Consider the following 20,254-nt stretch of genomic DNA (forward strand, 5'->3'; position numbering starts at 1 on the left):
AATTAACAGACAAAAAATTGACATGACACATAGAAAATTGAATCATCATTGAATGATATATAATCACACGTAATGTTAACATTTATTTTCTTTGCTTAGATAATGATTACCACTAAACATATTTATTTTAGTTCTGATGCCGACGCTGTTTGTCTGCTCACCTATCCTTCATCGCAAACGTCATCCACGAATCCTGTTTTTCTGCCGTTCCTATAACTCATCCGGATCCTGAGTTTGTGCAGTACGATCCCTATCCGAACAGAGTTGAGAAGCAAGCAGAACATGCTCGCTTCTCAACTGATTGCATTCGATGCCAAACTATCGCCAGGCCGAATTTCCGACAATGGAGAATCGCCCTGCCCCCAAAAACGCCACGGCCAGCGCGCCGATGAAGAAATACACCAGACTTTCAATCGCCCATGCGCCGGTTTTATCCAGTGACCAGGTTTCGCCCATCCCGACCATCAGCCATGCCACAACCATCGTAAACGCCAGCCCCAACGCCGCCGGACGCGTCAGTATGCCAAGAATAATCAGGCAGGGTGCTACAACCTCTCCCAACAGAACGCCATACGCAATAAAGCCCGGGAAACCTTTCGCTATCAGCATGCCGCTGATGCCCTCAATTCCCGCGAACAGTTTATGCAGCCCATGAAACAGCATCAGTCCACCGACGGCAAGGCGTAACAAAAACTTGCCAAAATCTTCATGAGTCAGCACCCGGTTAACTGTATTTAATAGTTTTATAACCATCTGAATTTATTCCTTGTTTCACCATATCCAATTAACAAACTACGCTTAGTACAGGTTAAATGAAACCTGCCGGAAATAAGGGGGGAATGAGAAGCATAACGATTATCTTCATCTAAACTTGTAACCGGTATCACATTAGAGGAGAAGGAAAACCATGAAACAAACGGTTGCCGCTTTTATTGCTAAAACACTCGAACAAGCTGGCGTAAAGCGCATTTGGGGTGTAACGGGTGACTCACTAAATGGCCTTAGTGACAGTTTGAATCGTATGGGAACGATTGACTGGATGCCTACCCGTCATGAAGAAGTTGCGGCCTTCGCCGCAGGCGCTGAAGCACAGTTGACGGGCGAGCTGGCCGTCTGTGCAGGCTCGTGCGGGCCAGGCAACTTGCACCTGATCAACGGGCTGTTTGATTGTCACCGTAACCATGTTCCGGTGCTGGCAATTGCCGCCCATATTCCATCCAGTGAGATAGGCAGCGGTTATTTTCAGGAGACCCACCCGCAAGAGTTGTTCCGCGAATGTAGCCACTATTGCGAGCTGGTTTCCAGCCCTGAACAGATCCCTCAAGTGCTGGCTATAGCCATGCGTAAAGCGGTACTCAACCGCGGCGTCTCCGTGGTGGTGTTACCCGGCGACGTCGCGCTGAAGCCCGCGCCTGAAAGCGCCAGCACGCACTGGTATCATGCGCCGCTGCCGGTAGTCACCCCGGAAGAAGAAGAGCTCAGAAAACTTGCGCAACTACTGCGCTACTCCAGCAATATTGCGTTGATGTGCGGCAGCGGCTGCGCCGGGGCGCATAAAGAGCTGGTTGAGTTTGCGGCTAAAATCAAAGCGCCAATTGTGCACGCCCTGCGTGGTAAAGAGCATGTTGAGTACGATAATCCTTACGACGTGGGCATGACCGGGCTGATTGGCTTTTCATCCGGCTTCCATACCATGATGAATGCCGACACGCTGATCCTGCTCGGTACTCAGTTCCCCTATCGCCCGTTCTACCCCACCGATGCCAAGATTATTCAGATTGATATCAATCCGGCGAGCATTGGCGCGCACAGTAAAGTTGATATGGCGCTGGTAGGCGATATTAAATCCACCCTCCGCGCCCTGCTGCCACTGGTGGAAGAAAAAACCGAGCGGCAGTTTCTGGATAAAGCGCTGGAGCACTACCGCGAGGCGCGCAAAGGGCTGGATGATTTAGCCAAGCCCAGCGATAAAGCCATTCATCCGCAGTATCTGGCGCAGCAGATCAGCCAGTTTGCCGCTGAAGACGCCATCTTCACCTGCGACGTTGGCACGCCGACGGTATGGGCGGCACGCTATCTTAAAATGAACGGCAAACGCCGCCTGCTCGGATCGTTTAACCATGGGTCGATGGCCAATGCCATGCCGCAGGCACTCGGCGCACAAGCGACCGAACCGGGACGCCAGGTTGTCGCAATGTGCGGTGACGGCGGCTTTAGCATGCTAATGGGCGACTTTCTGTCGGTTGTGCAAATGAAGCTACCGGTGAAAATTATCGTCTTCAACAACAGCGTGCTGGGGTTTGTGGCAATGGAGATGAAGGCTGGCGGTTATCTGACCGACGGCACCGAACTGCACGATACAAATTTCGCACGGATTGCCGAGGCCTGCGGTATTACGGGCATTCGCGTGGAGAAATCTTCAGAGGTTGATGAAGCGCTGCAAAGGGCGATGTCGATTGACGGTCCGGTGCTGGTCGATGTGGTCGTGGCGAAAGAAGAGCTGGCGATCCCGCCGCAGATCAAACTCGAACAAGCCAAAGGTTTTAGCCTGTATATGCTGCGCGCAATCATCAGCGGGCGCGGTGATGAAGTGATGGAACTGGCGAAAACTAACTGGCTCAGGTAAAACATCCTTATTAAATCACACACAAAATCATTCATGATGCATCAAGGCGGCTAGCCCGAAAATCCCCAGGAGTATAGGTATACTATGTGACTGGGGTTTAAGGGTGCGGCTAACGCCGAGGCAGCTTGAAGGATGAAGTGTAATAAGGAGACACCATGATTGATTTACGCAGTGATACCGTCACCCGCCCGAGTCGCGCCATGCTGGAAGAGATGATGGCAGCCCCGGTCGGGGACGACGTATACGGTGATGACCCTACCGTTAACGCCCTCCAGCAATACGCAGCAGACCTCTCTGGCAAAGAAGCCGCTATTTTCCTACCCACCGGTACCCAGGCAAACCTGGTTGCGCTGCTCAGCCATTGCCAGCGCGGCGAAGAGTATATTGCCGGTCAGGGCGCACATAACTATCTCTACGAAGCGGGTGGCGCTGCGGTGCTTGGAAGCATTCAACCACAACCCATTGACGCCGCGCCGGATGGCTCTCTGCCATTGGACAAAGTGGCAGCGAAAATCAAAGCAGACGATATCCATTTTGCCCGCACCCGTCTGCTCAGTCTGGAAAACACCCATAACGGCAAAGTGCTGCCGCGTGAGTATCTGAAAGACGCCTGGGAATTCACCCGTGAGCGCAATCTGGCGTTGCACATCGACGGCGCGCGTATTTTTAACGCCATCGTCGCCTATGGCTGTGAGCTTAAAGACGTCACACAATACTGCGACTCGTTCACCATTTGTCTTTCCAAAGGTCTGGGTACGCCGGTAGGTTCGCTGCTGGTCGGCAGCCACGATTACATCAAGCGCGCCATTCGCTGGCGCAAAATGACCGGCGGCGGAATGCGTCAGGCCGGTATTCTGGCGGCGGCCGGACTGTATGCGCTGAAAAATAACGTCGCGCGCTTGCAGGAAGACCACGACAACGCCGCCTGGATGGCAGAACAACTGCGCGAAGCAGGGGCAGACGTCATGCGCCACGACACCAACATGCTGTTTGTTCGTGTTGGCGAAGAGCACGCTGCTGCGCTGGGTGAATACATGAAAGCGCAAGGCGTACTGATTAACGCCTCTCCAATTGTGCGTCTGGTGATGCATCTGGACGTATCGCGTGAACAACTTGCCGAAGTCGTCGCCCACTGGCGCGCTTTTTTAACCCGCTAAGGAGATGGGCGTGCCGCAACGGATTTTAGTTCTTGGCGCCAGTGGCTACATTGGGCAGCATTTGGTACAGGCGCTCAGCCAGCAAGGACATCAAGTGCTGGCTGCGGCACGCCGCATTGAACGGCTGGAAAAGCAGCAACTGGCCAACGTCAGTTGCCATAAGGTCGATTTGAATTGGCCAGATAATCTCACCCCGCTGCTGGCCGACGTTGATACGGTTTATTATCTGGTTCATGGCATGGGTGAAGGCGGTGATTTTATCGCCCACGAACGCCAGGTGGCGATGAACGTACGCGATGCGCTACGTGCTACGCCAGTTAAACAGCTTATTTTCTTAAGCTCATTACAGGCTCCACGGCATGAACAATCCGATCATCTGCGTGCGCGGCAAATAACCGCAGACACCCTGAGAGAGTCAGGCGTACCGATGACGGAATTGCGCGCGGGCATTATCGTCGGGGCGGGTTCCGCCGCGTTTGAAGTGATGCGTGATATGGTTTACAACCTGCCGGTACTCACCCCTCCGCGTTGGGTGCGCTCGCGTACCACGCCTATCGCGCTGGAGAATTTAATGTACTACCTGGTGGCGTTGTTGGAAAACCCCACACAGCATCACCGCGTGCTCGAAGCCGCCGGGCCGCAGGTGTTGAGCTATCAGGAACAGTTCGAGCATTTTATGGCGGTCAGCGGTAAACATCGCCTGCTCATCCCTATCCCCTTTCCTACCCGCTGGATTTCGGTCTGGTTTTTAAACGTCATTACGTCAGTACCGCCCACCACGGCAAAAGCGCTGATTCAGGGCTTAAAACACGACCTGTTGGCCGATGACACCGAATTACGCGCGCTGATCCCGCAAAAGCTGATTGCCTTTGATGACGCGGTGCGCAGCACGTTGAAAGAAGAAGAAAAGCTGGTCAATTCCAGCGACTGGGGTTACGACGCGCAGGCATTTGCCCGCTGGCGGCCTGAATATGGCTATTTCGCCAAGCAGGCTGGCTTTAGCGTTGAAACCTCCGCCAGCAAAAAAGCGCTGTGGCAGGTAGTGAATCGACTCGGCGGCAAAGAAGGCTATTTCTTTGGCAATATTTTATGGAAGACGCGTGCGGCGCTGGACCTGCTGGTCGGCCATAAGTTGGCAAAAGGCCGACCACAACACGCGCTGTTGCAGGTTGGCGATACCGTTGATAGCTGGAAAGTTATTATCGTTGAGCCAGAAAAACAGCTGACGCTGCTGTTTGGGATGAAAGCGCCAGGATTGGGTCGCCTGAGCTTCACGCTGGAAGATAAAGGCGACCACCGACGCATTGATGTACGCGCCTGGTGGCATCCGCACGGCATGCCAGGCCTCTTCTACTGGCTGTTGATGATCCCGGCTCATCTGTTCATTTTCAGAGGGATGGCGAAGCGCATTGCCAAACTTGCAGAACAAATCACAGACTAATGATAAAAAGAGCCTGTATTCTTTCATGTTTCCCATTGCATACAGGCGTATTTCACGGAAGAATGCGCACGACGTTTATTAAACACAGTGGATTGATATGAAGGTACTGGTTACCGGAGCCACCAGCGGCTTGGGCCGAAACGCGGTTGAGTTTTTATGCAGCAAAGGCGTCAGCGTCAGAGCGACCGGTCGCAACGAAGCGATGGGCAAGCTGCTGGAGAAAATGGGCGCAGAGTTTGTGCATGCCGATTTGACCGAGCTGGTTTCTTCGCAGGCAAAAGTGATGCTTGCTGGCATCGACACGCTGTGGCACTGCTCCAGTTTTACCTCACCGTGGGGAACCCAGGAAGCCTTTGATCTGGCCAACGTTCGTGCTACCCGCCGTCTGGGCGAGTGGGCCGTGGCCTGGGGCGTGCGTAACTTCATTCATATCTCCTCCCCATCGCTCTATTTTGATTATCATCACCATCGCGATATCAAAGAGGATTTCCGTCCACATCGCTTCGCCAATGAATTCGCCCGCAGCAAAGCTGCAGGTGAAGAGGTGATTGCGCTACTCGCGCAGGCCAACCCGCAGACCCGTTTTACGGTATTGCGTCCGCAAAGTCTGTTCGGGCCTCACGATAAAGTTTTTATTCCCCGTCTGGCCCACATGATGTACCACTACGGCAGCATCCTGTTGCCGCACGGTGGAAGTGCGCTGGTGGATATGACCTACTACGAAAACGCGGTGCATGCGATGTGGCTGGCAAGTCAGCAAGCCTGCGATAACCTGCCGTCGGGGCGCGCGTACAACATTACCAACGGCGAGCATCGTACCCTGCGCAGTATCGTGCAAAAGCTCATCGACGAGCTGAATATTGATTGCCGCATCCGCTCCGTGCCCTACCCGATGCTGGATATGATTGCCCGCAGCATGGAGCGATTAGGCAATAAATCGGCGAAAGAGCCAAAGCTTACGCATTACGGCGTATCGAAGCTGAATTTTGACTTTACCCTGGATACCACCCGCGCTCAGGAAGAGTTGGGTTATCAGCCCGTGGTAACGCTGGATGAAGGCATTGAGCGCACCGCAGCCTGGCTGCGTGACCACGGTAAGCTGCCGCGTTAGGCTGATAGCCATTGCAGGGTGGCGGTACAAGCGCCACAAAAAACTGCCAAATAACCGTAGGCCAGATAAGCGAAGCGCCATCAGGCATTGGTGTCTGCGTTAACCCTGCCCGTATTTCTCCAGTAACGCTTCGGCAATCGCCTGAGTTTCTGCGTCCGCCACGCCGTTCCACAACGTCGGGCGGAAGTGCATCTGGAACGCCATAATCACCCGCTGCTGTTCACGCGGGGTCATTTCGGGTTTTACCTCGTAGCCATAACGCGACAGCAGATCGAGCAATGATGCAGTATCTACCAGTGCATGAGGCGCTCGCCCGGCAAGATAAAACGCCACGCGCTGGGCATCCGGCCACGCGCCAATTCCCTGTTCTGCCAGTGCCTTCCACGGAAACAGCGGGCCGGGATCGTCTTTGCGCTGTGGGGCAACGTCCGCATGGGCCACCACGTTCTGCGGTTTTATGTCGTAGCGGGCGAGAATATCTTTCGCCAATGGGATTAACGCCTGAATCTGCGCAGGCTCGAACGGCGCAAAATACTTGCTGCCCGCCGATTTTTGCCAACCACGGTTTTCCAGTTCAATGCCAATCGAGGTATCGTTAATGCGCGTAGCGCCGCGCCAGAAACTAATCCCCGCATGCCAGGCCAGATCGTTTTCCGGGACCAGTTGCCAGATACGCGGCTTGCCGTGATAGAGCGGTGGCACAGCCGGGATCAAATAATGCGAACTGACGTTTTTATCGGTCAGCGTAGCCAAAGAAGCGTCGAAATCATCCGCCGTGTAATGGATAACCAGTACTTTAATACGCGGGTAAGCAGCCTGCGCCTGGCGGCGGGTATCTAGCTGATACCCGTTTTTATCGACAATCCCTTTTTCGCCAGCGCAGCCCGCCAGCAGCAGCGTCAATGCCAGCAGACACAACAGACGTTTCATCGGCGAGTTTTTACCGCGGTGCCGCTGACGCTCACCATCAGCATGCTACCGTCTTTGCCCACGGTTTCGTAATCGATATCGATACCGACGACCGCATCAGCACCGAGCGCTTTCGCCTGTTCACCAAGCTCCTGAAAAGCAATTTCACGCGCTTTACGCAGTTCTTTTTCATACGCGCCGGAGCGACCGCCGACAATATCGCGAATGCCGGCGAAGAAATCGCGGAAGATATTCGCGCCTAAAATGGCCTCGCCGGTAACAACACCGCAGTACTCCACGATGCTCTGCCCTTCAAGCGTTGGGGTTGTCGAAAACTGCATGGTTAATCTCCTTTTTGCGCTAAGAGCACGATCTCAAAAGCATTATCGAACCGATCCACTATCATTGAAAGAATATATTCTATCAACGTAGAACACTAATCGTAGAAAGCTAATAAGGAAATCATTATGCGCTACTCGAAACTCTCTCTGCTGGTTCCCTGTGCACTACTTCTCAGCGCCTGTACCACCGTGACACCGGTCTATAAAGATAACGGCACGCGTAGCGGTGCATGCGTAGAAGGCGGGCCAGACAGCGTGGCTCAACAATTCTATGATTACCGTATTCAGCATCGTAACAATGACATTACCGCCCTTCGCCCGTACCTCAGTGACGACCTGGCGAAGCTGCTGAACGATGCCAGCCGCGATAGCGCACATCGAGAACTGTTTAACAGCGATCCGTTCTCCAGTCGCGCCACGTTACCGGACAGCGCCAGCGTCGCCAGCGCATCGACTATTCCGAATAGTGATGCACGTAACATTCCACTGCGTGTAGAGCTGAAACAAGGCGACCAAAGCTGGCGTGATGAAGTGCTGATGATCCGCGAAGGCCAGTGCTGGGTCGTTGACGATGTCCGCTATCTGGGCGGCAGCGTACACGCTCCAGCCGGGACGCTGCGCCAGTCTGTCGAAAACCGTTAATCGCCCCATTCACCCGCTCAAATCATAACCCCCATAAATTGTCTGGCATTCTGCATAGAATGCCGACAATTATTCTTGCCCACTGGTGGCCCCGCTATTTTGTGCTATGTTTAGATAAGAATGCGGTTTGCATTTAACTTTTAACGCATAAATATTGCATAACTATTCTGTCAAAGGTAGTATCTGCGGCTTCAATAGCTATCAGACTGCCAGTATCGAGTGTCAATGAGTATTCAATTAAACGGCATTAACTGCTTCTACGGCGCACATCAGGCGCTGTTCGATATCACGCTGGATTGCCCTCAGGGTGAAACACTGGTGTTACTTGGCCCAAGTGGCGCCGGGAAAAGCTCGCTGCTGCGCGTACTCAACCTGCTTGAGATGCCGCGTTCGGGCACGCTCTCTATTGCGGGTAACCGTTTCGACTTCACGAAAACACCGTCCGATAAAGCCATTCGCGATCTGCGCCAGAACGTGGGTATGGTTTTTCAGCAATATAATCTTTGGCCGCATCTGACGGTGGTGCAGAACCTGATTGAAGCGCCCTGCCGCGTACTGGGTCTGACAAAAGAGCAAGCGATGGTGCGCGCCGAGAAACTCCTCGAACGTCTGCGCCTGAAGCCCTACAGCGATCGCTATCCACTGCATCTTTCCGGTGGTCAACAACAGCGTGTGGCCATTGCCCGCGCGCTGATGATGGAGCCGCAGGTGCTGTTGTTTGATGAACCGACCGCCGCCCTTGATCCGGAAATTACCGCCCAAATCGTCAGCATCATTCGTGAACTGGCGGAAACCAACATTACTCAGGTGATCGTCACTCACGAAGTGGAAGTTGCCCGTAAAACGGCCAGTCGTGTGGTGTACATGGAAAACGGTCATATCGTCGAGTTTGGGGATGCGAGCTGCTTTGCCAACCCGCAAACCGAAGCGTTTAAAAACTATCTTTCTCACTAAGATTCGGGACAATACAATGAAAAAAGTTCTGATTGCCGCGCTAATCGCAGGTTTTAGCCTTTCCGCTACCGCAGCCCAAACCATTCGTTTCGCCACCGAAGCGTCTTATCCTCCGTTTGAATCTATCGATGCTAATAACAAGATCGTCGGGTTTGACGTTGATTTGGCAAATGCGCTGTGTAAAGAGATTGATGCTACCTGTACCTTCACCAATCAGGCCTTCGACAGCCTGATCCCGAGCCTGAAATTCCGTCGTTTTGACGCGGTGATGGCCGGTATGGATATCACGCCTGAGCGTGAAAAACAGGTGCTGTTCACCACCCCGTATTACGACAACTCTGCGCTGTTTGTTGGCCAACAGGGTAAATACACCAGCATTGATCAGCTGAAAGGCAAAAAAGTCGGTGTACAAAACGGGACTACACACCAGAAATTCATCATGGATAAACATCCGGAAGTGACTACCGTGCCGTATGACAGCTACCAGAATGCCAAACTCGATCTGCAAAACGGTCGTATTGACGGCGTATTTGGCGATACCGCAGTGGTGACCGAGTGGCTGAAAGATAATCCTAAGCTTGCCGCGGTTGGCGACAAAGTGACGGATAAAGATTACTTCGGTACCGGTCTGGGCATTGCTGTGCGCCAGGGCAATACCGAGCTGCAGCAGAAATTTAACGCTGCGCTGGAAAAAGTGAAGAAAGATGGGACTTACGAGACCATCTACAACAAATGGTTCCAGAAGTAATATTTGATGAATGAATTTTTTCCTTTAGCAAGCGCCGCCGGGATGACCGTCGGCCTTGCCGTTTGTGCGCTGATAATCGGCCTCGCGCTTGCCATGTTGTTTGCCGTCTGGGAGTCAGTTAAATGGCGTCCGGTGGCGTGGACGGGCTCGGCTCTGGTCACCATCCTGCGCGGTCTGCCGGAAATTCTGGTGGTTTTGTTTATCTATTTTGGCTCCTCGCAGCTACTGCTGACGCTGGCCGATGGCTTTACGATCAATCTCGGGTTTGTACAAATCCCGGTTCAGATGCAGATCGAAAACTTCGACGTCAGCCCGTTCCTGTGCGGTGTGATTGCGCTGTCATTGCTGTATGCCGCTTACGCGTCGCAAACACTACGTGGCGCGCTGAAGGCCGTGCCACTCGGACAATGGGAATCAGGGCAGGCGTTAGGTTTGTCTAAAGCGGCGATCTTCTTCCGTCTGGTGATGCCGCAGATGTGGCGTCACGCACTACCGGGACTGGGTAACCAGTGGCTGGTATTGCTGAAAGATACCGCGCTGGTCAGCCTTATCAGCGTGAACGATCTGATGCTGCAAACCAAGAGCATCGCCACCCGTACCCAGGAGCCGTTTACCTGGTACATTGTGGCGGCGGCTATTTACCTGGTGATTACGCTGGTGAGTCAGTACATTCTCAAACGCATTGACCTGCGCGCGACACGTTTTGAGCGGAGACCAGGCTGATGCTTGAGTATTTACCTGAATTGTTGAAAGGGCTGCATACCAGCCTGACGCTGACGGTCGCCTCCATCGTGGTTGCTCTGGTGCTGGCGCTGATTTTCACCGTCATCCTGACGCTGAAAACGCCGGTTCTGGTTTGGCTGGTTCGCGCTTATATCACGCTGTTTACCGGCACACCTTTGCTGGTGCAAATTTTCCTGATCTACTACGGGCCAGGACAGTTTCCGACATTGCAGGAGTATCCGGTACTGTGGCATCTGCTGTCTGAGCCTTGGCTGTGCGCCTTAATTGCGCTGTCGTTAAACAGTGCGGCCTATACCACCCAGCTGTTCTACGGCGCTATTCGTGCAATCCCGGAAGGCCAGTGGCAATCTTGCGGTGCACTGGGGATGAGCAAGAAGGATACGCTGGCGATTCTGTTGCCGTACGCCTTTAAACGCGCCCTTTCCTCGTATTCCAATGAAGTGGTGCTGGTGTTCAAAAGTACCTCACTGGCATACACCATCACGCTGATGGAAGTCATGGGCTATAGCCAGCTGCTGTACGGTCGCACTTATGACGTTATGGTTTTCGGCGCGGCGGGTGTGATTTACCTGATCGTCAATGGTTTGCTGACGCTGATGATGCGCTTAATCGAACGTAAAGCGCTGGCGTTTGAACACCGGAATTAAGCATATGCCTGATGGCGCTACGCTTATCAGGCCTACGGTTCATGCACCTTATCCGGCAAATATGCATAAAGCAAAATAATAAAGACGGACAACAACCTAAATTGTCCGTCTTTTTTTATACCAAGAAAAATAGTTAATCATTTTTATTGCATATAAATTCATTAAATGGCATTGTTAATCCACGCCGCAGACACGGTAAAATAATCATAAGATTGACAGACGGGAGTTCCACCATGAAAAAGTTAGTACTGGCCGCATTACTTGCTACTTTCGCCGCTGGCGCCTCAGCTGCTGATAAAATTAGTTTCGGCGTATCAGCCACTTACCCGCCATTTGAGTCGCTCGACGCAAGCAATAAAATTGTCGGATTTGACATCGACCTGGCAACGGCGCTGTGCAAACAAATGCAGGCTGACTGTACTTTCACCAATCATGCTTTTGACAGCCTGATCCCCGCGCTGAAATTCAAAAAATATGATGCGGTGATTTCCGGAATGGACATCACGCCAGAGCGTAGCAAGCAGGTTGCATTTACTCAGCCTTACTATGCAAACTCTGCGCTGGTGATTGCGAAAAAGGACACCTACAAAACCTTTGCCGACCTGAAAGGCAAACGCATCGGCATGGAAAACGGCACCACGCACCAGAAATACCTGCAGGATAAACATCCTGAAGTGAAAACAGTGGCCTACGACAGCTATCAGAATGCGATTATCGACCTGAAAAATGGTCGTATTGATGGCGTATTTGGCGATACCGCTGTGGTTAACGAATGGCTGAAAACCAACCCGCAGTTAGGCGTAGCCACTGACAAAGTGACCGACCCACAATACTTCGGTACCGGCCTTGGCATCGCGGTTCGCCCGGATAACAAAGCCCTGCTGGAAAAACTGAACAGCGCGCTGGCGGCCATCAAGGCTGACGGCACGTACCAGAAAATCAGCGATCAGTGGTTCCCGCAGTAACATTTGCCCAATTCTGAAAAGCCGCACTCTGCGGCTTTTTTTTATCTCTTCGCCTGTGCTTTCAGCCAGTTCTTACGCCATAAATGCATTCCTGGCATACACTAGTTAAAACGAAAAAAAGTGAGGCAAACGGATGATAGCATTCCCTGCCAGTTTACTGATCCTCAATGGAAAAAGTGCTGATAATCTCCCCCTGCGTGACACCATTGCGAATCTGCGTGATGAGGGCGTGGAAATCCACGTTCGCGTTACCTGGGAAAAAGGCGACGCCCAACGCTACGTTGATGAAGCTCGTCAGTTGGGCGTTGCAACGGTGATTGCCGGCGGCGGCGACGGTACTATTAACGAAGTCTCGACGGCGCTAATCCAGTCACAGGGCACCAATATTCCCGCGCTGGGGATTTTACCGTTGGGAACGGCGAATGACTTTGCCACCAGCGTAGGCATACCCGACGCCATTGATAAAGCGTTAAAGCTGGCTATCGCCGGGAATGCCACTGAGATCGATATGGTGCAGGTCAACGATAAAACCTGTTTTATCAATATGGCGACCGGCGGCTTCGGTACACGCATCACCACCGAGACGCCAGAAAAACTCAAGGCTGCGTTGGGTGGCGTATCGTACTTTATTCACGGATTAATGCGCATGGATACGCTCAAGCCCGACATCTGCGATATTCGAGGGGAAGATTTTCACTGGCAGGGTAAGGCGCTGGTGATTGGTATTGGTAATGGTCGTCAGGCCGGTGGAGGGCAACAGCTTTGCCCGACGGCGCTGATCAACGATGGTCTGTTGCAACTACGCATCTTTACCGGCGAAGAACTGCTGCCAGGGCTGCTTTCGGCGTTAACCCAATCCGAAGACAACCCTAACATTATTGACGGCGCATCATCGTGGTTTGATATCCGTGCCCCGCACGAAATTACCTTTAATCTCGATGGTGAACCGCTTAGCGGACAAGAATTTCATATTGAAATCCTGCCCGCGGCGCTACGTTGCCGACTGCCGCCGGGTTGTCCGCTACTGCGCTAACACGACGCCCCCCGTCAGGAATCAGGCAATGGTGACCTTACTGTCCAGATAAACATCCTGCACGGCGTTAATTAGCTTAACGCCGTCGGCCATGGTTTTCTTGAATGCCTTGCGTCCAAGAATCAGCCCCATACCGCCCGCTCGTTTGTTAATCACCGCAGTACGTACCGCATCGCTCAGATCGGTTTCGCCGCCAGCCGCCCCGCCAGAGTTAATTAACCCGGCACGCCCCATATAGCAGTTCGCCAGTTGATAACGCACCAGGTCAATCGGGTTGTCGCTGGTCAGCTTGCTATAGACGCGATCGTCGGTGTAGCCAAAGTTGACCGCTTTATACCCGCCGTTGTTTTCCGCCATTTTCTGCTTAACGATATCCGCGCCGATAGTGGCCGCCAGATGGTTAGCCTGCCCGGTAAGATCGGCAGAAACATGGTAATCCACGCCATCTTTTTTAAACGCCGAGTTACGCAGATACGCCCACAGTACGGTGACCATACCTAGCTCATGAGCACGTTCAAATGCGGCAGAAATCTCTTCAATCTGGCGGCGAGACTCCTCTGAACCGAAATAGATGGTTGCCCCTACCGCCACCGCCCCCATATTGAACGCCTGCTCGACGCTGGCATACAGCGTCTGGTCAAAGGTGTTGGGATAGCTCAGCGTTTCGTTGTGGTTAATCTTCACAAGGAACGGAATGCGGTGCGCGTAGCGACGGGAAACAGAAGCCAGCACGCCATAGGTCGATGCCACGCAGTTACACCCGGCTTCAATAGCCAGCTCCACAATATTCTTCGGATCAAAATACAGCGGGTTAGCGGCAAACGATGCCCCAGCGGAATGCTCCACGCCCTGATCCACCGGCAGAATCGACAGATAACCTGTCCCGGCCAGTCGACCCGTGTTATACAGCGTCTGCATATTACGCAGCACGGCTGGCGGACGGTTGTTATCCACCATCACGCGATCGACGTAGTCATGTCCAGGCAGGTAAAGTTGGTCAGAAGGAATGGTCATACAACGATGCTGTAAAAGGTTGTCGGCGTCTTTGCCAAGCAACTGCGCAATATCAGTCATAGCTATGCTCCCGTAATTTCCGCTTTGAAACCGGAATGTGGATTGTCCTGACCCGCTTTGTTGCGGGCAGCATTAAGCCTGGTACCGACTGCGTTTTTTTTCCATCATAAGCGCACTTTTCAGCAACTTCTGCTGGCTCGATTCAGGAAAAAATAATGTTAAGGCGGTCAAATTTAGACCTCAAAGGTATTTTAAAGGTATTATCAGATGGTACTATCAGTGCGTACCTTACCTGTCATGAAGGATTTAAAGATGAAAACTACAGTTAAGCTGTCGTTCATGATGTTTGTAGAGTGGTTTATCTGGGGCGCCTGGTTTGTACCGCTGTGGCTGTGGCTGAGTAAAAGTGGCTTTAGCGCCGGGGAGATAGGCTGGTCCTACGCGTGTACCGCGATTGCCGCGATCCTCTCGCCCATCCTGGTCGGCTCTGTCACTGACCGCTTTTTCTCCGCGCAGAAAGTGCTGGCGGTGTTGATGTTCGCTGGCGCTATTTTGATGTACTTCGCCGCCCAGCAAACCACCTTCAGCGGATTCTTCCCGCTGTTACTGGCCTATTCGTTGACCTATATGCCGACGATTGCGCTGACCAACAGCATCGCTTTTGCCAACGTACCGGACGTTGAGCGTGATTTCCCGCGCATCCGCGTAATGGGGACTATTGGCTGGATTGCTTCTGGTTTGGCCTGCGGTTTCTTACCGCAAATGCTTGGCTATAGCGACATTTCACCCACCAATATCCCCCTGCTTATCACTGCCGGAAGCTCCGCGCTGTTGGGCGTTTTTGCGTTCTTCTTACCGGATACGCCGCCAAAAAGTACCGGCAAAATGGATTTCAAAGTCATGCTGGGTCTGGATGCGCTGATCCTGTTGCGTGATAAGAACTTCCTCGTCTTTTTCTTTTGCTCTTTCCTGTTTGCGATGCCGCTGGCGTTCTATTACATCTTCGCCAACGGCTACCTGACCGAAGTCGGCATGAAAAACGCCACCGGTTGGATGACGCTGGGCCAGTTCTCTGAAATCTTCTTTATGCTGGCGCTACCGTTCTTCACCAAACGCTTTGGCATTAAAAAGGTATTGCTGCTTGGTCTTATTACTGCGGCTATCCGCTATGGATTTTTCGTTTATGGCGGTGCGGAAGATTATTTCACTTATGCTCTGCTGTTTCTCGGCATTCTGCTGCACGGCGTCAGTTACGACTTCTACTACGTCACGGCCTACATTTATGTCGATAAAAAAGCGCCGGTACACATGCGCACTGCTGCACAAGGGCTTATCACTCTCTGCTGTCAGGGATTTGGCAGCCTGCTCGGTTACCGTCTGGGCGGTGTGATGATGGAAAAAATGTTTGCCTATAAGGAACCGGTTGATGGACTCACCTTTAACTGGGCTGGCATGTGGGGATTTGGCGCGATAATGATCGCCGTCATTGCAGTGATGTTTATGATTTTCTTTCGCGAATCAGATAAAGAAATCACCGCCATTAAGGTGGACGATCGCGATGTAGCGTTGAAACAAGGGGAAGTAAAATGAAAGCAGAACGTATTCTCGGTGCTCTTTATGGGCAGGCGTTAGGGGATGCGATGGGCATGCCGTCGGAACTGTGGCCACGAACCCGGGTAAAAGCGCATTTCGGCTGGATCGACCGTTTTTTGCCCGGTCCTGCGGAGAATAATGCCGCCTGCTATTTTAATCAGGCAGAGTTCACTGATGACACGTCGATGGCGCTGTGTCTGGCTGATGCCCTGCTCGAGTGCGATGGCGAGATTGTGCCAGACGTTATTGGCCGCAATATTCTGGCCTGGGCCGAACGTTTTGACGCCTTTAATAAAAACGTGCTCGGCCCAACCTCAAAAATCGCGCTAAGAGCCATTCGCGACGGCAAACCGGTCGCCGAACTGGAAAACAACGGCGTGACCAACGGCGCGGCAATGCGCGTTTCGCCGCTGGGATGCCTGTTGCCCGCTCGCGATGTTGATGCTTTTATCGATGATGTGGCATTGGCCTCCAGCCCGACGCATAAATCGGATCTGGCGATAGCTGGCGCAGTTGTGGTCGCATGGGCGGTATCACGTGCTATCGACGGAGGTAAATGGTCAGAGATTGTCGACGCGCTTCCTGCGATTGCCCGGCATGCGCAGGAAAAAAGGATCACGACCTTTAGCGCATCACTCTCTGCACGCCTTGAGCTGGCGCTGAAAATCGTGCGTAACGCTGACGGCATTGAGTCTGCCTGCGAGCAGTTGTATCAGGTTGTGGGGGCCGGAACCAGTACCATAGAATCCGTGCCTTGCGCCATCGCGATGGTCGAACTGGCGCAAACTGACCCTAACCGCTGCGCTATTTTGTGCGCGAACCTCGGGGGCGATACCGACACCATCGGGGCGATGGCAACCGCCATTTGTGGCGCGATCCATGGCGTAAGTGCGATTAACCCAGCATTGAAACATGAGCTGGATGCGGTGAATCAACTGGACTTTATCCGTTACGCCAGTGGATTAATGCGGCTGCGCGAGCAGCGGGAGGCGCTATGAGTACCACGCATCTGCAACAACTTCTCTCGCAGTTACATACACAACGTCCAGTTACGGTGGTGGGTGCGGCGGTGATTGATGTCATTGCCGATGCGTATGCCCTTCCCTGGCGCGGCTGTGACATTGAACTCAAGCAGCAAGGAGTCAACGTTGGCGGCTGTGCGCTCAATATTGCCGTGGCGCTCAAGCGTTTAGGTATCGATGCCAGTAATGCTTTACCGCTGGGCCAAGGGGTGTGGGCCGACATTATCCGCAACCGGATGGCAAAAGAGGGATTGCACAGCCTGATCGACAATGCTGAAGGCGATAACGGCTGGTGCCTGGCGCTGGTCGAGCCGGATGGCGAACGTACCTTTATGTCCTTTAGCGGCGTTGAGAATCAGTGGAACGCTGACTGGCTGGCACAGCTGGATATCCCGCGTCATAGCCTGGTGTATCTCTCGGGCTATCAGTTAGCTTCCCCGTGCGGTGAACTGCTGGTGCAATGGCTGGAAAGTCTGGAAGACATAACAGCGTTTATCGATTTTGGCCCACGCATTAGCGACATACCCGATGCCTTAATGATGCGGATAATGGCCTGCCATCCGCTGGTTTCATTGAATCGTCAGGAGGCGGAAATTGCCGCCGAACGGTTTGCATTGAGCCGTGATGTAGAAGGTTTTGGCGCAGAATGGGTACAACGTTTCGCCGCGCCGGTAGTGGTACGCCATGATAAAGACGGCGCGTGGTATTTCAACGCACAGACATCCGGTTGCGTTCCGGCATTTGCGACAGCGGTCGTTGATACTATCGGCGCGGGCGACAGCCACGCCGGCGGCATGCTGGCCGGGCTGGCATCTGGCTGGCCCCTGGCGGATGCCGTACTGCTGGGTAACGCGGTGGCGTCCTGGGTGGTTGGGCATCGCGGCGGCGATTGCGCCCCTTCGCGCGAGGCGCTACTCCTCGCACACAAAAACGTATAAATCGCTTCGACAATAGCTGATGCTGTATTCAATGGGCCGTTGCTGCTGGTCAAGCGCTACCTGCTTAATCACCAGTACCGGCACTTTGCTGTCCATTTGGATATGCGCCTGGAATTCTGCGTCAGGCATTCGGGCGCTGACGCGTGAGCGAGTGCGCTGCGGAAAAATATGCTGGCTGCGAAAATAGTCATACAGTGAAACGCCGATGGCATCCACGTCATGGATAAGATGGGCAGGCACCCATGACTCTTCAATAGAAACCGCATCTTCATCTACGTAGCGAATGCGCTTGAGCAGGAAGACATCACTTCCGACGGCGACAGCCAACTGCTGGGCCACTTCTTCCGGGCAATGCACAATGCGCTTGTTGACCCACAGCGTATCCGGTTTTTTACCGCGTAAAACCACCTGCTGCGAAAAACCACGCGCTTCTTTTAGCGAATACTCGAAGATGTTGTTGATCTGCGTCCCGTAGCCGCGGGCACGCGTTACGACACCTTCTTCTTCCAGAGCCTGCATCGCTTTGCGTACCGTAATTCGCGAAACGCCGGTTAACTGGCTGAGATCGCGTTCACCGGGCAGGATATTGCCATGCTCCAGAATCCCGCTGCGCACAGCGTTTTTCACCGTTTGCGCAAATTTCATATACAGCGGCGTGTTATCTGCCGCTGCAATGCGTTCATTCAGTTGCGCGATAAGCTGGGTATGCGCTTGTTCCATTTATCTTTTTCCTGCAGCCGTTTCTGCAGCCAGTATACCCATTACCACCACGCGTGGAAATGATGCACAGGACCAATTCCCTCACCAACTTCCAGCGTGTCGGCCTGCGCCAGCGCCGCTGAAAGCCATAGTTTGGCTTCCTGTACGGTATCGGCCCAGTTGTTATGGCGCGGACGCAGGGCTGCCAACGCCGCCGATAGCGTACAACCGGTGCCATGGGTATTTTTGGTCATCACCCTTGGTGCGGTAAAACGCTGTTCTCCCTCATGCGTAAAGAGCCAGTCGGGGCTTTGCGCGTCATCCAGATGGCCGCCCTTCATCAACACCGCCTCGCAGCCCAGCGCCCGCAGCGCCCTTCCCTGCTCTAACATCTCCTGTTCAGTCTGCGCATGAGGAGCCCCGAGCAGTGCCGCTGCTTCAGGTAGGTTCGGGGTGATAATCGAAACCTGCGGCAGCAAATGGGTACGCAGCGTTTCTACTGCTGAGGGCGACAGCAACGGATCGCCGCTTTTCGCCAGCATCACCGTATCCAGCACCACATTTTGCACCCGATGACGTTGTAAACGTTCGGCGACCGCTTCAACAATATCCGTCTCCGCCAGCATACCTATTTTGGTCGTATCAATACGCACATCATTAAACACCGAGTCCAGCTGTGCGGCGACAAAATCAGGTTCTATACGATACACCGACTGCACCCCGCGCGTATTTTGCGCCACCAACGCGGTGATCACCGAACAGCCGTAAGCGCCCAGCGCCGAGAAGGTTTTTAAATCAGCCTGAATACCCGCGCCGCCGCTTGGATCGGTTCCGGCGATCGTTAATGCGTTAATCCGTTTCATGCTTGCTCCTGCGCGTTCAGGTTATAGAGGGCGTCGAGAAATGACGGGACAAAACTGCCCGGTCCGGTTGATTGTTGAGTGGCTATTTGCCCGGCCTGTTTCATCCAGCTACAGGCGGAGGCGACGTTATCAAGCCGGTCGCCGGGCAGTGCGCAGCTGGCCGCAACGACCGCCGATAGCGCGCATCCGGTACCCACTACGCGGGTCATCAACGGGTCACCGCCGTTGATGCAGACGGTACGCTGACCATCGGTCACATAGTCCACTTCGCCGGTAACCACGACAATGGTCCCAACCTGGCGAGCCAACGCCTGCGCTGCGGGAAGCGCAGCGGCTGGCGTATCGGTTGTGTCCACACCGCGCCCCACGCCGTTCATACCCGCCAAAGCAAGTATTTCCGAGGCATTGCCGCGAATAGCGGCAGGCTGTAGCGCCAGCAAATTCAGGCAGAAGCGACGGCGAAACTCTAGTGCGCCGACGGCAACGGGATCGAGCGTCCAAGGGGTTTTAGCAAGATGAGCTTGTTCAACTGCGGCATGCATCGCCGTGGCCCGCTCCCTGGTCAACGTACCAACGTTAACCAACAACGCGCTGGCGATAGCCGCAAACTGGCTGGCTTCCTCAGGCTCAATTACCATCGCAGGCGATGCGCCCAGCGCCAGTAGCGTATTGGCGGTAAAGCTTTGCACAACTTCGTTGGTCATGCAGTGTGTGAGCGGGGAAAGCGTTCTAAATTGGTGCAAGGTGTGAGCCGCGAGTGCGCGGCTGTGCAGGTCAGGCTGCATGGTTCAGCTCCTGCCCGCGTGA

The 20,254-nt window shown here is 53.6% G+C and carries 21 protein-coding genes; 14 read left to right on the plus strand and 7 right to left on the minus strand.

Translation table 11 applies throughout. From position 1 onward, the window contains the following. Positions 1–318: 318 nt before the first annotated feature. Positions 319–753: a DoxX family protein gene (locus E1B03_RS17260; RefSeq protein WP_103770519.1), complete on the minus strand. Its 435-nt coding sequence runs from the start codon at positions 751–753 to the stop codon at positions 319–321. Between the two features lie 154 nt (positions 754–907). Between E1B03_RS17260 and poxB the strand changes: the two genes are divergently transcribed. From poxB to E1B03_RS17280, 4 genes are all read left to right on the plus strand, one after another. Beyond that, positions 908–2,626 carry a ubiquinone-dependent pyruvate dehydrogenase gene (poxB, locus tag E1B03_RS17265; RefSeq protein ID WP_103770518.1) on the plus strand — a complete coding sequence of 573 codons (1,719 nt, stop codon included), beginning with the start codon at positions 908–910 and terminating at the stop codon, positions 2,624–2,626. Between the two features lie 155 nt (positions 2,627–2,781). After that, entirely contained in the window at positions 2,782–3,783 is a 1,002-nt protein-coding gene (gene ltaE / locus E1B03_RS17270) for a low-specificity L-threonine aldolase (RefSeq protein WP_133086639.1), read from the plus strand. A 10-nt stretch (positions 3,784–3,793) separates the two neighbouring features. Further along, a complete protein-coding gene (locus E1B03_RS17275) occupies positions 3,794–5,224 on the plus strand; it encodes an SDR family oxidoreductase (protein ID WP_103770572.1) in 1,431 nt (476 codons plus the stop codon). A 97-nt stretch (positions 5,225–5,321) separates the two neighbouring features. After that, complete coding sequence (locus E1B03_RS17280; RefSeq protein WP_103770516.1) at positions 5,322–6,335, plus strand: NAD-dependent epimerase/dehydratase family protein; 1,014 nt, start codon at positions 5,322–5,324, stop codon at positions 6,333–6,335. Between the two features lie 99 nt (positions 6,336–6,434). Here the strand turns inward: E1B03_RS17280 and E1B03_RS17285 are convergent, their stop codons facing one another. Continuing rightward, positions 6,435–7,265 (minus strand): N-acetylmuramoyl-L-alanine amidase, encoded by an 831-nt coding sequence (locus tag E1B03_RS17285; protein ID WP_103770515.1) that lies wholly within the window; start codon positions 7,263–7,265, stop codon positions 6,435–6,437. After that, entirely contained in the window at positions 7,262–7,585 is a 324-nt protein-coding gene (locus E1B03_RS17290) for a heavy metal-binding domain-containing protein (RefSeq protein WP_001160725.1), read from the minus strand. Before E1B03_RS17290 ends, E1B03_RS17285 begins: the two co-directional genes overlap by 4 nt. A 126-nt stretch (positions 7,586–7,711) precedes the next feature. Here E1B03_RS17290 and E1B03_RS17295 point away from each other — a divergent pair, with 126 nt between their 5' ends. The 7 genes from E1B03_RS17295 (at position 7,712) to yegS (ending at position 13,318) form a co-directional block, all read left to right on the plus strand. Further along, positions 7,712–8,227 (plus strand): lipoprotein, encoded by a 516-nt coding sequence (locus E1B03_RS17295; RefSeq protein WP_133086640.1) that lies wholly within the window; start codon positions 7,712–7,714, stop codon positions 8,225–8,227. 225 nt (positions 8,228–8,452) lie between these two features. Continuing rightward, complete coding sequence (artP, locus tag E1B03_RS17300; protein ID WP_133086641.1) at positions 8,453–9,181, plus strand: arginine ABC transporter ATP-binding protein ArtP; 729 nt, start codon at positions 8,453–8,455, stop codon at positions 9,179–9,181. 16 nt (positions 9,182–9,197) lie between these two features. Next, positions 9,198–9,929, plus strand: coding sequence for an arginine ABC transporter substrate-binding protein ArtI (gene artI, locus E1B03_RS17305; protein WP_003027298.1), 732 nt, complete (start codon positions 9,198–9,200; stop codon positions 9,927–9,929). 6 nt (positions 9,930–9,935) lie between these two features. Next, positions 9,936–10,652, plus strand: coding sequence for an arginine ABC transporter permease ArtQ (gene artQ / locus E1B03_RS17310; protein WP_133086642.1), 717 nt, complete (start codon positions 9,936–9,938; stop codon positions 10,650–10,652). Next, positions 10,652–11,320, plus strand: coding sequence for an arginine ABC transporter permease ArtM (artM, locus tag E1B03_RS17315; protein WP_003844364.1), 669 nt, complete (start codon positions 10,652–10,654; stop codon positions 11,318–11,320). Before artQ ends, artM begins: the two co-directional genes overlap by 1 nt. Positions 11,321–11,553: 233 nt before the next feature. Then, the gene (artJ, locus tag E1B03_RS17320; protein WP_016153670.1) at positions 11,554–12,285 is read left to right on the plus strand and encodes an arginine ABC transporter substrate-binding protein ArtJ; all 732 of its coding nucleotides are present in this window, start codon (positions 11,554–11,556) and stop codon (positions 12,283–12,285) included. A gap of 133 nt (positions 12,286–12,418) precedes the next feature. Continuing rightward, entirely contained in the window at positions 12,419–13,318 is a 900-nt protein-coding gene (gene yegS, locus E1B03_RS17325; protein WP_133086643.1) for a lipid kinase YegS, read from the plus strand. Between the two features lie 21 nt (positions 13,319–13,339). On the opposite strand, the gene fbaB is transcribed toward yegS, so the two are convergent. Continuing rightward, the gene (fbaB, locus tag E1B03_RS17330; RefSeq protein WP_016153672.1) at positions 13,340–14,392 is read right to left on the minus strand and encodes a class I fructose-bisphosphate aldolase; all 1,053 of its coding nucleotides are present in this window, start codon (positions 14,390–14,392) and stop codon (positions 13,340–13,342) included. A gap of 252 nt (positions 14,393–14,644) precedes the next feature. Here fbaB and E1B03_RS17335 point away from each other — a divergent pair, with 252 nt between their 5' ends. The 3 genes from E1B03_RS17335 to E1B03_RS17345 are packed head-to-tail and all read left to right on the plus strand — an operon-like array spanning position 14,645 to position 17,885. Continuing rightward, on the plus strand, positions 14,645–15,922 hold the full coding sequence (locus E1B03_RS17335; protein ID WP_133086644.1) for a nucleoside permease: 1,278 nt from the start codon (positions 14,645–14,647) through the stop codon (positions 15,920–15,922). Next, positions 15,919–16,923, plus strand: coding sequence for an ADP-ribosylglycohydrolase family protein (locus E1B03_RS17340; RefSeq protein WP_133086645.1), 1,005 nt, complete (start codon positions 15,919–15,921; stop codon positions 16,921–16,923). The genes E1B03_RS17335 and E1B03_RS17340 overlap by 4 nt, the downstream gene beginning before the upstream one ends. After that, positions 16,920–17,885, plus strand: coding sequence for a PfkB family carbohydrate kinase (locus E1B03_RS17345; protein ID WP_133086646.1), 966 nt, complete (start codon positions 16,920–16,922; stop codon positions 17,883–17,885). Before E1B03_RS17340 ends, E1B03_RS17345 begins: the two co-directional genes overlap by 4 nt. Here the strand turns inward: E1B03_RS17345 and E1B03_RS17350 are convergent. The 3 genes from E1B03_RS17350 to thiM are packed head-to-tail and all read right to left on the minus strand — an operon-like array spanning position 17,859 to position 20,232. Further along, entirely contained in the window at positions 17,859–18,605 is a 747-nt protein-coding gene (locus tag E1B03_RS17350; RefSeq protein ID WP_133086647.1) for a GntR family transcriptional regulator, read from the minus strand. The genes E1B03_RS17345 and E1B03_RS17350 overlap by 27 nt on opposite strands. A gap of 41 nt (positions 18,606–18,646) precedes the next feature. Continuing rightward, on the minus strand, positions 18,647–19,447 hold the full coding sequence (gene thiD, locus E1B03_RS17355) for a bifunctional hydroxymethylpyrimidine kinase/phosphomethylpyrimidine kinase (protein WP_103770506.1): 801 nt from the start codon (positions 19,445–19,447) through the stop codon (positions 18,647–18,649). Next, complete coding sequence (gene thiM / locus E1B03_RS17360) at positions 19,444–20,232, minus strand: hydroxyethylthiazole kinase (protein WP_133086648.1); 789 nt, start codon at positions 20,230–20,232, stop codon at positions 19,444–19,446. The genes thiD and thiM overlap by 4 nt, the downstream gene beginning before the upstream one ends. Between the last annotated feature and the right edge of the window lie 22 nt (positions 20,233–20,254).

Source organism: Citrobacter arsenatis, assembly GCF_004353845.1.
GTDB lineage: Bacteria > Pseudomonadota > Gammaproteobacteria > Enterobacterales > Enterobacteriaceae > Citrobacter > Citrobacter arsenatis.